The organism is Chryseobacterium sp. UF-290 (assembly GCF_058245615.1).
Genome location: NZ_JBSICB010000013.1, coordinates 84052 through 97931 on the forward strand (window position 1 = coordinate 84052; position 13880 = coordinate 97931).

7 protein-coding genes and 1 tRNA gene are annotated in these 13880 nt (G+C 35.3%); 2 read left to right on the top strand and 6 right to left on the bottom strand.

The genetic code is table 11. The features are described from left to right. Positions 1 to 22: 22 nt before the first annotated feature. From AC4IF5_RS15320 to rbfA, 4 genes are all read right to left on the bottom strand, one after another. A complete protein-coding gene (locus AC4IF5_RS15320) occupies positions 23 to 760 on the bottom strand; it encodes a shikimate dehydrogenase family protein (RefSeq protein ID WP_490735976.1) in 738 nt (245 codons plus the stop codon). Between the two features lie 63 nt (positions 761 to 823). Further along, positions 824 to 2611 (bottom strand): endonuclease, encoded by a 1788-nt coding sequence (locus AC4IF5_RS15325; RefSeq protein WP_490735978.1) that lies wholly within the window; start codon positions 2609 to 2611, stop codon positions 824 to 826. A gap of 81 nt (positions 2612 to 2692) precedes the next feature. Then, the gene (locus AC4IF5_RS15330) at positions 2693 to 3898 is read right to left on the bottom strand and encodes an ABC transporter permease (RefSeq protein ID WP_490735980.1); all 1206 of its coding nucleotides are present in this window, start codon (positions 3896 to 3898) and stop codon (positions 2693 to 2695) included. Between the two features lie 3 nt (positions 3899 to 3901). After that, positions 3902 to 4261, bottom strand: a complete 360-nt coding sequence (gene rbfA, locus AC4IF5_RS15335) for a 30S ribosome-binding factor RbfA (RefSeq protein WP_089697032.1) — start codon at positions 4259 to 4261, stop codon at positions 3902 to 3904. 93 nt (positions 4262 to 4354) lie between these two features. On the opposite strand from rbfA, the gene mce reads away from it, so the two are divergent. Both mce and AC4IF5_RS15345 read left to right on the top strand, forming a co-directional pair. Next, positions 4355 to 4753, top strand: coding sequence for a methylmalonyl-CoA epimerase (gene mce, locus AC4IF5_RS15340; protein WP_160138912.1), 399 nt, complete (start codon positions 4355 to 4357; stop codon positions 4751 to 4753). 62 nt (positions 4754 to 4815) lie between these two features. Further along, positions 4816 to 4889: transfer RNA gene (locus AC4IF5_RS15345), tRNA-Ile, on the top strand. A 1440-nt stretch (positions 4890 to 6329) separates the two neighbouring features. Here the strand turns inward: AC4IF5_RS15345 and AC4IF5_RS15350 are convergent. Together AC4IF5_RS15350 and AC4IF5_RS15355 are read right to left on the bottom strand one after the other, a co-directional pair. Beyond that, positions 6330 to 6770 (bottom strand): hypothetical protein, encoded by a 441-nt coding sequence (locus tag AC4IF5_RS15350; protein ID WP_490735983.1) that lies wholly within the window; start codon positions 6768 to 6770, stop codon positions 6330 to 6332. Between the two features lie 11 nt (positions 6771 to 6781). Further along, positions 6782 to 13879 carry an RHS repeat-associated core domain-containing protein gene (locus tag AC4IF5_RS15355; protein WP_490735985.1) on the bottom strand — a complete coding sequence of 2366 codons (7098 nt, stop codon included), beginning with the start codon at positions 13877 to 13879 and terminating at the stop codon, positions 6782 to 6784. Between the last annotated feature and the right edge of the window lies 1 nt (position 13880).

The following is a 13880-nucleotide window of genomic DNA, read 5'->3' on the forward strand; positions in this document are numbered from 1 at the left end:
CCAATTAAGGTACTAATTTATGTTATTTTTTTTGAAAATTCCAAATTTCCCAAGCTTTTTCTGCTTGCTGTTCAAGCATATAATAGCCGTTTACTGTTTTTGCCCCTTTTTCAGAGGCATTGATGATAAACCGGGTATAGTTGGGGTTATATATTAAATCTATTACGAGATGTTCAGAAGAAAGTGCATCGAATGGAAAGCTTAAGCAATCATCCACATTCGGAAATGTCCCTACCGGTGTACATTGAATGATTATTTTGTGTTCCGCAACGGTTTCCTTATCAAGATTTTCAAAGTTGATTTCTGTACTTCTGGATATGGTTTGAGAAGGAATGTTAAGTTTGTCCAAGACATATTTTACTGCTTTTGCAGCTCCGCCGTTTCCTAAGATCAAGGCTTTGTCCTGCGAAGATTTTTTATGGAGAAGAAGGGTTTTTTCAAAACCAAACGCATCTGTATTGTAGCCTGTTTTCTTGTCATTTTGGATAAGTACACAGTTGACGGCTCCTATCTTTTCAGCTTCATCGCTTAGTTCATCAAGATAATCAATGATCTTTTCTTTATAAGGAATCGTAACATTGAATCCTAAAAGCTCCGGAGAAGAAAAAAGGTTTTCCACTTCATTGATTTCGTTCAGATCAAAAATATCATAAGAAAAGTCTTTAAGCATCAGTTTTTGAAACTTGTTTTCAAAGAATTTTTTAGAAAAGGAATAGGAAATATTTCGTCCTATCAGCCCTAATTTTTTATTCGAATCCATATGACCAAAAATAAAAAAAAGACCGGATAAATCCGGCCTTTGATTTGAATTATTTTTTAATAATTAATCTACGATAAATTTAGTAGAGAAATTATCTGTTTTCAGGATATAAGTTCCTTTTACCATTCTTTTAAGGTTGATCTTATTGGAATGTTTGAAAGGATTGATGATCGTTTCAATTAGCTTTCCTGAAAGATCATAGATCTCAGCTCTTGAAATTTTGCTAAGGTTTTCTCCTTTTACAAAAAGTTCGTTGTTTCTTACCGGGTTTGGATAGACCGTGAAATCTGATTTGGCTTTTGTAACTTCGGAAGTCGCCAATGTAGCGCATGTCCAGGTAAGATCGTCCATAGCGACTCTGTCATTGTTCGGATTTACAATTTTAATCACCGCATCTCCACTTACTCCTACGCTGATGGTTGTAGTTGTCACTGTAGTACTATATGGAATCGTTCCCATTAAAGTATCATTTACGAAAACATTTAAGCTGCCGTTACCTCCATTATATTTTCGTTGAGTTGTTAGTGTCAAAGCCTGAACGCCACCTGAGATCAGAGAACTTGTTAAAGTACCTTTTTGAGTACAGACTGCTTTACCATTAATTGTTTCATCTGTTCTGGCCAATGTGGCAGTCCAGGTTATATTGTTGTTGGTCCATGTTCTTGTTGCATATGAAGATGCCTGGGCTGAACCGTCCAGCATTGTACTAAAGTCTTCTGTTCCACAGCTTCCGCCTCCGGCAGGTCCGTCGAGAGTGGTTTCTGTAGCAGTTGCACTTTGTGGAGAAGAGTTTCCGGCAGCATCTTTAGCAATTACATAGAATGTATACTGGGTCAATGGAGATAAACCGCTTACTGTTGTCGAGGTAGTCGTTCCGTTTACTGTAGTTTTTAATACACCATTTGCGTACACCTGATAAGACGTTACCCCGATGTTATCTGTTGATGCCGTCCAGCTTACTGCAATAGAGTTTGATGTTGGATTATTGGCAATTAAGTTAGTAGGAATGGTAGGTGCTTCAGTATCTGCAACCGGAGTTCCCCAGATTAATTCTGCATATTCAGGGTGGTCAATAAATGGATTTCTGTTTCCCTGATAGGCAAATGAAGCATTATTTCTCGCTTTTTCTTCATTAGAAACAGGATCCATAATGTGCCACAGCATATATTGTTGTAGTGCCCAGGGCTGTAAACCCGGGTATGCCGAACCTCCCAACATTCCCCCTGATGTAAACCCGGAAAGTTTAGCTTCGTATCTTGTTACAAAATAAAAAATCATTCTGGCCACATCCCCCTTAAAAGCGTCAATTGGCTCAAATACAGTCCCTGAATATCCAGGGGAAACAGAGTTACCTAATTTTGAGAAATTTTGAGATGTAAAGGAAGCGGTTCCTACTTTTCCAAAAGGATAGTTTGATCTCATCCCATTTACTTTTCCGTCAGTAGCACGAATAAAATGAACATCGGCAACCATTGGGGAAGCTTCATTAAATAAGCTTTGAGGTATTATATGCTCTCTGTTGTAACAGTCTCCTTCAACTGAATAATTTCCACATCGTTTAACGTCGGGTACATAATTGTATGGATCGGGACCGTTAGGGTTTTCAGAATAAATGTCTAAAATCGTTCCATCATTTTCATAAAAGTAATCGCGATCTGTGGTAAGATAAGCACCCCATAATCCTCCATATCCATGATCCTGATGTCCGCTTTCTATGATGTCTTTCAGGGCTGTTTTAAGTGCTGCTCCTGATAAACCAACCGCATTATCGTAATAGTTAGCGGGCATTTGTTGTGCTAATGTATTAATCAATGCAAAGCTCAACAAGAAAAAAGATAAAATTCGTTTCATTTTTTTTAAAATTGGGGCGTAAAGGTACAAAAAAATGGAACCCGAAAAGATTTTTTTGGTTAAATGTATAAGCTTAATATATTAATTTTTAGTAATATACTCTTTGCTGATTTTCGAGAAGAACCAGGAAATGGCAAATCCAAATAAGGATGCGGTAAGGGCAACGATGAGATAATTTTTTCCTACAATTTTTACAGGGAAGGGTAGCACTTCATTGGCTCTAAAGAATTCTGTATAAAGCTGGAAATAGCAGAGTGCTGTTCCAAAGATCAGACCGGTAATAACTCCGGATACTACAATAAGGATTCCGGTGTAGAAATAGGTCATTCTCAGATGGCTTAGTGGAAAACCTAATGAAATAAGGGATTTTGCCTGCTCTTTTTTGTCGAGCTGAAGGATAATGATCGCTCCGGCAAGATTGAAGGTGGTAATAAAAATAACCAGGGCAAAGATCAGATAAATAAACAGCTTTTCTGTGTTGATCATTTTCCAGAAAGCAGCATTCTCTTCTTCTTTGGTTTTTATCTGAATATTTTTTCCCAGAGAAGAAAGCAGACTTTGCTTTACAGCATCTGCGTTATCAGGATTCTTTAATTTGATAACGATCTGGTAAGCTGACTTTTTAGGTAAGTTTAGGAGTTCTTCTGTAAGCTCAATAGGGGAGATGATATAATTATCCAGCTGGTCTTTTCCTGGGAAAACCCCCGTTACAAGAATATCCCTTTTGTTGTAGATATCTTCTTCTTTGTTAATAATCCCTGTTCCGGGCTTAGGCATAAAAACCGTAGCATAATGATTGGATGAATCCACCGGAATAGAAAGTCTGTTGTCCAGACTGTTTTCCATCAGAACTTCATTAGAGTAACTGAAGCTGGGGTAAGTCCCGTAGAATACATCTTTATTAATGGGATTGACCTTGATATAAGCGGAATCAACACCTCTTAAATAAGCAATATCGCCTTTCCCGTTGAAACTGATGTATACTTTTTCCTCGATGACACGGGAAAAACTGCTGATCTCTTGATTATTGTTTAAAACCATATTGACCTTAGCCAGGTTTTTAATGGTTTTTCCTGAAGTACTCTTCAATGTCAAATCCGCATGAAGATTGGAAATAAGGTCTTTATTCAGATTTTCAAGTCCTGAAAAAACTGAAATAATAACGAACATTGCTGCCACAGCAACCGTCATGGCACCTACGGCCAGCCACGTAATAAACGTAACGGCAGTACTGCCTTTCTTTGCCAAAAGGTATCTGGATGCTATGTAAAATGCAATATTCTTCAAGATTTATAGAACAGGATTGTCACCTTCACCTCTTAATTCTCTTTCCAGTTTTTCAACATCATCAAGAGCAGTATCCAAGTAAAAGTTAAGCTGCGGAATGATACGTACCTGTTTTGCCATTTTCTGGCCGATAAAGTTTCTGTACTGAGGTTTGTTCTCTTCGATCTCCTTCATTACAGCAGTACGGAATTCCTGTGGGAAGATGCTTAAATAAATTTTAGCAATACCCAGATCAGCCGTTACCTTTACATCTGAAACGGATACCAATATACTTTGTTTGCTCTCAGCAGCCTGTTTGCGGAAAAGCTCTGCGAAGTCCTCCTGAATGATCTGTGCTACTTTTCTTTGTCTGTTACTTTCCATAATTTATGCAAATTTACTACTTTTGTTTGAATTGATACTTTGAAATTCAGCTATCGTATCAAATTTACAAATTAATTATATTCATTAGTATTTATGAAGCTAGAACATATCGGTATTGCCGTAAAGTCTTTAGGTGTCTCTGACGAGCTTTTTGCCAAACTATTAGGAAAAGAATCCTACAAAAAAGAAACCGTGGAAAGAGAAGGAGTTGTCACTTCTTTCTATGAAACCGGGGAGAGTAAAATTGAATTGCTTGAAGCCAGTAACCCCGAAAGTCCAATCTCAAAATTTATCGAAAAAAAGGGTGAAGGCATCCATCATCTGGCATTTGGTGTTGAAAACATCCTCGAAGAAGTAAAAAGATTAAAAAAAGAAGGATTTCAATTTATCTCTGAAGAACCCAAAGAAGGTGCTGATAACAAATTAGTTGTATTTCTTCACCCCAAATCCACAAATGGCGTACTGGTAGAACTTTGCCAAGAAAAGCAATAAAAAATTTTGTAGTGAAAGAAATTTTACTATTTTTGCAAACACAAAATTTAACCAAGTTTTGAGGTCCTATAGCTCAGTTGGTTAGAGCACCTGACTCATAATCAGGTGGTCCCTGGTTCGAGCCCAGGTGGGACCACTAATTGAAAATCAACCACTTATGTAGTTTTTACTAAGTGGTTTTTTTATTCAGTTACAAAATAGGTACAAAAATTTCGATAAAACTAATTTTTCTTTCATTTGCTTTCCTATTCTAACTTTTCCTTATTTTTATTGTATGGATTTTCAATATAATTCGCCAATATTCTATTTTGTCAATATTTTCAAAGATATATACTTGAGAGCCTAGATTAAGCAATATCTTTCTTTGGGGATTGAAGATAAAAACGGTTCTATTGAGGATATTAATAATGATAAAGGTATTATTTATCTTAAATACAAACAAAAATATCATTTTGAAACCCACTTTACCAGTTATTTAAATAGTGAATTGACGAAAAGCAAGTTGTTGATTGATAATTACGTATATTACCCAATCCCCATTATCTTAAGGTCTATATCAGATTTTTACAGTCCGAATTACAATACATTATCAATAATAACTCAGAAACTTTTTACAAATTTCCTTCCTTTATTTATTTCATCACTGAAATAAGGGGATTATATGAACAACAAATTTATTTCTATCCTAAAAATAAACTTCTACTGCATATTCCTAATTTTAATGTTCTGAAAACAGATTTTACTGGTGATAATGAGCTTTTACATCTTGTTTTAGGATATTTATAAGGGCAAAATGAGAAAAAGGGAGAAGATTATGTCAGATGGTGATTTTGAGTTCCTTATTTCTACTATAAAAGAATACTACGGAGATTGATAACAGGAAAATAAAAGATATTAAAATCTCTCAACAGCTACTTTCTTTCACTTTCTGGGTATTGCATAAGCATCTTTATGGAATGAGACCAAGAAGGATTGATTTCCTCACTCTTGTTAAGCAATTGTTTGAAACGTTTGATAGCTGGACATTCAATACATTTAATAAAAAGTTTGGTAGTAAAGGAGATGTTACGTATAAAGGTCTAAACTTTATCCCATAAATTATCAAACAGGAATTAGAAGACATAAGTTAGAAATTCTGTCTTCTTTTTGTCTTTGTTTGTAGTTGATAATTGTTACCATTGTTTTGGATTTTTGAGTTAGATAAAACACCAGGAACACAAGAATAGTAAACAATAAAACATCAGCTATCACCTTGATTATATTATTGTCTGCGATAATTTTCTTTCTATTCTTACTGGCGGGGGATGATTCCTCCTCAGGATCGGCGAGGGTGTGGAGGATAAGGTGGAATTATACAAGAATAAAGGTTGTCGAAATTTTTTTTCAGAAATTTTTTCAGAGATATTTACAATAACATTTTCATAAACATTCCGAAATATTATAATTTCTTACATACCTCGAAATACAAAGAAAATTCCTGCAACAAATGCTGCAGGAATTTGATAAATATTAAAAGCTAATGTTTAAATTTTTTGTTTCAAAAAAAGGGAGTAAGATTCTAACATTATCCTAAGTATTAATTGTCAGAATAGCCTAGTTCTTTTAAAACTACTATACAATTTATGTTTTTTAATTTAGCTCCTTTTTTCAAATAAAATAAGACATACTTCTTTTCCCCCTCATTTAATTTATTAAAAATAGAAATATCATATTTTTGAGATTTTGGCGCCTGTTTTAAGCCGATTAATTGTACAAATATATCATGACAGGCATCTCCGTGATTATATTTATCAGCCATTAGAATTGAGTAAGGTAAAAGTTCATTATGAAATGTTGATTTCAGATAATATATACTTAATTTGTTATATGCATTAATATTACCATTCATTAGAATTTCTTTTTTGAATTTTTCTATTGTAACATTTTCAGACTTTTTTGGCTCTTTTTCCTTTGAACAACAGATTAGCAATGAAAATAAAAATAGCACTATGATTTTCTTTAAAGATATAGTTTTCATAATTTTAATTTTTAAGGTATAGGATGATTACTGTATTTACCCCTAACTAATTTTCCATTCAATATGATATTATATTGTCCACCTCGATTTATCCATGATTTAGTTCCATTTGACATATAGTAATCACTAGGTGCAATTATAACCACATTTTTAAAAATAGGGCTGCTTGATATACGTGTAGCGAATCCTTTGTTGTCATGACCAGCATTACAAGCCTTAATATCTAATATTAATTTTCCTCCATTTTTTTTAAAGTTTTCCCAAGCTCTACTACGACCAGTTAAGACCTGATCTAATTGCTCAGCAGTATAAATATGTTCACCATTTGGCCCGACTATGAAGCTACCACTTGAATGCGCATAAATCCTGACCGTATTATCTGGTAGATAATTATCTTTTACAGCTTGTTTTAACAAGTTTGGATTTTCATCACCAAACCAAATATTTTTATCTCCCTCAATCTTTTTTGAAGAAGATCGTTTTTTTATTTTATCCTTACCCGGTCCTCCATCCATTGTATGAAGTGCATGGTTAAATCCGGCAACAAACCCACCAATCAAAGCACCTTCCCAGAAATTTCCACCAGTAAGTTCAGAACCTACACCTCCTAAAACAGCACCGGAAGCAATAGTTCCTACTGCACTGTTTGCAAATTTCCCGGCAACCGCACCAAACGCAGAAGCTCCTATGCTCCCTAAGAATCCTGAAGCAAAAGCACTTCCAAAGCCTTCACCCTGTACCAGAGATAATACACCTTGTGCCAAAGCATGTGCGGTTCCCTGTACAAAAATAGTTCCCAGTTTCCCCAGCTCAGTTGCAATTTGGGTGGCAGTACCTGCCGAAGTGACAAATATACTCCCTATGCCATAGGTTACAGCTGCCGAGGCAGCACCAAATAATGTTGACTTCAGAAATGATCCTAAATTCCAATCCTGACCGGTAATTGAAACCATAACTGTATAACTAAAGGATGCTACCATAGCTCCGATAATCACAGCTGATAAGAATGTAGATTCCAGAATAAATTCACCACTTGGATCGTTAAACATCAATGGATTGTTCAAGACATACCCATATTTATTATAATTCTGGGTGTTGTAAGGGTCCTGTATATTTTCATCAGCATTTAAGAATCTTCTCAGTAACGGATCATACAATCTTCCGTTCATATGGATGATTCCCACTTCTGCAAAATGCTCATGGTTGGTGTATCCTCTGTCTATTAATAACGAAGCATTGTCTATAATATTCTTATCAGTAATTATGGCTCCATTTCCTATCTGCAAATGAGTAAAATTCCCCCATGCATCAAAATGCCTCTGTTCCAGTTTATTTCCTACTTCATCACTGATCGCTAAGATACTTCCAATATAGTCTTTATGTAAGAATTTATATGAACCTGTTGATTCATCATAATTCTTTAGATAAAGAATATTAGATTCATAAGGTGTTCCTCCAATGTATAGGATGTGCTTTTCTTTTCCGGTTGTATTATCCTTTACAACTTCAAAGCTTCCATCTTCACTATAGTATTTGGTGAATTTGCCTTCTCCCTCTGTACTGAAGCTTCCTCCATAGGTAACTCTTTGTCTCATATTTGTCAAGCCATACTGGAAAGCTACATCTCCTTTCATCCCGTCAATAAATACCGGATCGTTGTTTTCATTATAAACAATGCTTTGGATCAAATCATTATTATAATTTTGTGTTCCTGCTGCATTCAAAGTCATACCAGTTGGCTGGTAGATCTTAGCAGAATTTTCAAACTTAATAGTTCCAACCTGATCGTTTTGAGTGATTCTTCCTTTAACGTCATAGACATTCCTATTGGCAGTTGGTTTAATTCCTGTTACAGGATTCGTCCAGTTTATTAAGCGGTTATTATCATCATAATCAAATGATTCTACAATATTGAAGTCTCCCCCGGTTGTTCTGCTTTTTAGCTCGTTTTTAACTGCATCAAAAGAATAAGAGAGTTGCAGGATACCTGGTTTTATTTGCGAAGAGTGACTAACACTGGTGAGGAAACCACTGGCATCATAAGTATTATTAATATCTGTGGCGCCTAGTTTAGCCTTTACTACCTGATCTTTTACATTGGTATCTTTCAGCTCCCACAGAATTTTACCTGAGGTTTTATCTTTTACCTGATAGAGTTGACCACTCCAGGCACTGTACACATTTTCTATTTGTACTTTGGTTAAAGTGCCAGAAGAATACAGTTGTTTCTCATAGGATATTATCCTTGCTTTATCATCATAAGTAATCCCTTTCTGAATAAAATATTTTCCATTGCTACTTTCTGATGAAGACAGCAATCTTCCCTGTGGATCATAGGAAGCATTATTACTATATGTCTGCCCTTTGGAAGTTCCTGATTTGGCAACAACTCTTCCTTTATTATCATAAGAATAAGAAATTATCTTATTGGTGGCTTGTCCTCCATCGGTAGTGGAAAGTTCTTTCTGGGAAATTAGCTGACCTAAAGCATTGTAGGTATATTCCTTCGTTCCTTTCGGACTGATAATCTTCTTTGGCTGACCAAATCCGTCATATTCATATTTATATATTCCATTGGAAGGATCATTGAATTCTGATTTCCTGCCCCACGAATCATACTTTGTTGTTACAACATTTTCTGCATATTTTGCCTGGATCTGTTCTCCTGCAGCATTGTAAGAGAATTGAATAGTTCCCCCTTTATCTGTACTTGAAATTACATTTCCTAAAGCATCTGTGGTTTTGGAAGTCGTCCGGTTATACCCATTGAGCTCTTTTACAGTTGTTTTTAAACCAGAAACTGAGGTTTCTATTTTCTTCCCGGAAAATGCAGTGGAAGTTACCTTAGGAGGGAAAACCGTATCATCGTAGGCAATCGTATTCCACTGGCTGGCAGACTGTCCTTCAAAATAAGGTTCAGATTCTTTGAGCTTTCTCCCCAAAAGATCATACTGTGTTTCTTGGGAAACAAATTTCCCCTGTCCAAAAGATTTGGTAGAAGCTTTATATTCCTGTCCCTGCTTATTAGTATATTTTCTGGAGATATCCCCATCCGGATCATATTGGGTAACTGTTATATTTGAATTATCATCTCTGTTATACTGATAGGTTGTTGTCCCGCCCAGATTGGTTTTAGAGGTTAATAGTTTACCCCAGCCATCATAAGTATTAACAAGTGTATTACCTAATGCATCAGTTTGTTTTTTTATCTGCCCCCAGTCGTTATATTCAATATGGGTTTCCAGTCCTAAATTATCTGTTTTCTTTACAACAAACCTACCTTTAGAATCATATTCGGTTTTAACAGTTTGCGTTTGTGAGTCTACGCTGTTACTGATTACTTTTTGAATTAAATTTCCGAAACTATCGTAGTTATATGTTTCCAATAAATAGCCTGTATTATCCCTGTTCCATGTTTTTAATGTCTTTGGTAGATTATTTTCATAAGTATATTCTTCTTTAGTGGATTTTGTATCGCCATAGGCTTGTATTGTTTCTGTTTTGTTTTTTTGACGTCCTACAAAATAATCCGCCCCAATTCCTGATAGATTATGAATGTATTCAAAATCAGAAGTTGTTACTGCATAACCATTATTAATATTAGTGATACTTTGTTTCGGAAGATAATAATCTCCATAGGTAATAGAGCCGTTAGTTATTGTACCACTAAGGAAATCCTTTGTTTTGGTACTTTTAGGAACAGTAGCTATTACAATCTTCGGTTTATCAGTGTCAGAAACAGGAGTAGTAACAAGCTGCCCGTTTAATAATTTAAAAACTTCATATACTGTAGATTTAAAGCTTAAAAGTTGGGTATTGTTTTCCGAAATATCTGTAGGGAATATTTTGCTTTCGTCATTGGTTCTAATCGACCATTCTTTTACAGGAACTCCATCAAAAAGAGGATCTATCTCTGCTCCTGACCAGATTTTGGTATTTTCAAATCCAACCGCATACCAGGACGACTGGGCACTTTGACGAAAACCAATCATGCCCTTTCCTGTAAGATGGCTTAAAAAGCCTCTGTACCTGAAATCCTGAATTAATGTTTTATCAGGAAGAATTTGTTTAAGTCTTGATACAGCTGCTGATAAAGGAATTTGTTCTAGTTCAAAATAAGGGAATAATTCTTTTTTGATTGGTTTGTAAAAATTCTCATCAGCTTTAGAGTTAAGCTCCTGATAAGAAACTTCTGTTGTAATATCGCCTTGTTTAATAAACTTAGCTCTTGCTAAAGAAGGAATATATGGATACCCGTACTGAGTAACATAATTGTAAGGACAGCCAATTACTCCTGAACAATCATCGGGCTTACCTATAGATATAATTTGCTGATTAGTTCGGTTTAAACTTAGTGTTCCAAACGGAATAACTTTTTGACCATATTCTCTTCTCCAATCCCTTACCCTATAGAAATTTAAATCGCCGTTTGTTTGAATAGGAGAACTTTGTAAAAAAACACTATCTCCTCCTGCTGTTGAATAGAAAGCTTTAGCAAAACTTGCCGTATTGTCTGTTGTAGTTTTATTAACTGAATATACAAAAGTACGCAAAACTGTTTTTTCCTGATCATGATGGCTGTTCCATTCATGATTAGTAATAAATATATAACTAACCACAATATCTGACTTACCGTCCGCATCAAGATCTGCAACATTATACTGAAAATATCTGCTATCCGAATAGGAGCATCCCCCTCCGGCTTCCAACACATGATGGCTGGTCTCCTTCAATATCTCAGGCCCGGAACTATAATAGATAAAGTTATTGATGAAAGACTGTTTGAACTTTTTGCCATCTGAAATATATAAATTCCAGTTATAAGATTTATTGGCTTGGGGAACTAAAGCATCAACTTTTCCATCACCATTAAAATCTCCATATAAGGCAGCAGAGGAAATTCCTTCGAGCTTTTGTCCTGAAAAGTCTCCGATACTTACCTTTGTGTAGTTCCCGGCAGTTTGTTTACGAAAATTATAAACATTGATAATTGTTCCGTCTGGTTTAACCTGAATAATATCCTGTATACCGTCTCCATTCAAATCAGCAAAACGGTTATTTCTGTTATTATCCAACGAATTATTAATATTTACACCTCCATCATATTTATAAATACTGTTACTAATGTCTGTATTTTCATCAATGCCGATCAAATATGAGGAATAATATGTAAAATGATCTATTGTACCACCATCAGGTGGTAAAATTCTACTCTGAGAGTTCTCTAATTCCAAACTTGCCAGAACATCATCTCCATACTCTACATTCGAGGAATTAATCCGGGGTTGTAATAGAGGCAGCTGACTTCCAATGGATTCTATAGTATCACTATGTTCGCCAGGAGTAGAGACTCTATTGGCATATGGTGGGCTTGTACATCGGTTTCTTTTATTAAATCCTATCATCAGTTCTGAAATACCATCCCCATCATAGTCGTAACTTTCTAAATAGCTTACATTGAGTGGCAATGATGCAGTACATTCAGATCCGCCGCTCAATTCACCTCCCGGAGTATATAGATTATAAGGAATTACTTTCGAATATTCCAGTTTAAATGTAAGGTCAGCAATATCTATGGAATATACTAGCAATTCATAGTTTGGTTTCTCAGGATCTAAAGTTGGGACTTTATGGGGTATTACAACTCCTACCTTATTTTTTACAAAACCATCTTTTTTAAAAGTTACAGAGGTAGCTTTTGCAAATTCGGCAGCGGTAAAACGGTTAAGCTCATATTTTAATGGTATAAGTGGTACATCCTTATATACTGAATTTCTGAAATTTATTACCCCCACCTGTACAGAACCTGCGGTTCCAGGATTAGGAATAAACTCAAGGTAATCGGTAATCCCATCCATATCAAAATCGCCATACTTTTTTGTATTATTGGTCGCAATATTGTTTTCTTTTGTAGTTTCTTCATTACCTCCTTGATAAGGTTCGTATTCTATTGTAACAGGGTTAGCAGCCTGATTACTGGCATTATATTCTGTTATTTTATTTGCAAACTGATAACTGGTTCCATTATCTGCATATTCGACAGTATATCTTTTAAATTGATTTCCATTGTTTTTTACAATAATTTCGTTCAGTAATTTGTCCTGATTGTAATAATAACCCTTATGGTAAGAAAGTTCTTTTATATTCCTTTCAATATTATAATTAAACTGGATTTCATTGAAATGTTCTTTATTCAATGCTACATTTCCACCCCATTTTATTTTCTTAATCCTGGTAACATCACCGCCCATACCTGATTGATTAGGCATATATAAATTTTTTTCATATTCATAAGTGATGTAATTGCCTTTTACATCTGTCCATTTTATAATATTGTATTCCATTGAAGTCCTTGCTCCACTGTAATGTTCAGGGTCGTCATGTTCTGTATCTCCATACCAGGCCTGTGAACCGTCTTCAAAGATTACATGAAACAGCATAGGCCCTTGAACCCCATTTTTAGCCCCTAATGATTTTATTTTAATATTGGAATATTTTTCCGTCATATATTCTGCCCCATCTTTACCATATTCACCGGATTTGAGAATTAACCTTTGACCATTAAAACTATAATAATCAGAGTAATCTAGCTGAATTTCCTTTACTTCTCCATCTTTTTCAATAGTTTTTCCTATTCTTGAAATAGCTGTAAGGCCTGATATATTCCATCCATATCCAGCAATTCCATTTCCAGAGCCACTAGTATAAACAAGGTTAATTTGCGGTGCTACACTTTTCACCCCTGGTGGTAAAGCAATAGGCAAAGTAAACTGCAATTGTCCTGCTCCATTTACTTCTATATTCCCTTTAGTATCATGGAAACTTTTTCCATCTGGAGCAGTCGTTCCTGATGGGTTTGTTATACCTGCATTGGAGTCAATTGGTCCACCTCCCGGATTATCAGTAGCTGGACCGATTTTAGCTACAAATGGATTCGATGAACTGGAAGAAGCACGAAATCCTGGTGCTAACACCACCGATTGCGGATCTTGAACCGTTCTTGAGGTACTTTCTGCCTGGTACAGTATGGTCTGTGAAAAGCTCAATACCGAATATAACAACAGTATAAATGTTGAAAATATCTTTATTTTCGTTTCGTTAAATTTCATA

Excerpts from the sequence above, each read along its gene's own strand:
- AC4IF5_RS15320 (WP_490735976.1), bottom strand. The coding sequence starts at position 760 with ATGGATTCGAATAAAAAATTAGGGCTGATAGGACGAAATATTTCCTAT.
- AC4IF5_RS15325 (WP_490735978.1), bottom strand. The coding sequence starts at position 2,611 with ATGAAACGAATTTTATCTTTTTTCTTGTTGAGCTTTGCATTGATTAAT.
- rbfA (WP_089697032.1), bottom strand. The coding sequence starts at position 4,261 with ATGGAAAGTAACAGACAAAGAAAAGTAGCACAGATCATTCAGGAGGAC.
- mce (WP_160138912.1), top strand. The coding sequence starts at position 4,355 with ATGAAGCTAGAACATATCGGTATTGCCGTAAAGTCTTTAGGTGTCTCT.
- AC4IF5_RS15350 (WP_490735983.1), bottom strand. The coding sequence starts at position 6,770 with ATGAAAACTATATCTTTAAAGAAAATCATAGTGCTATTTTTATTTTCA.
- AC4IF5_RS15355 (WP_490735985.1), bottom strand. The coding sequence starts at position 13,879 with ATGAAATTTAACGAAACGAAAATAAAGATATTTTCAACATTTATACTG.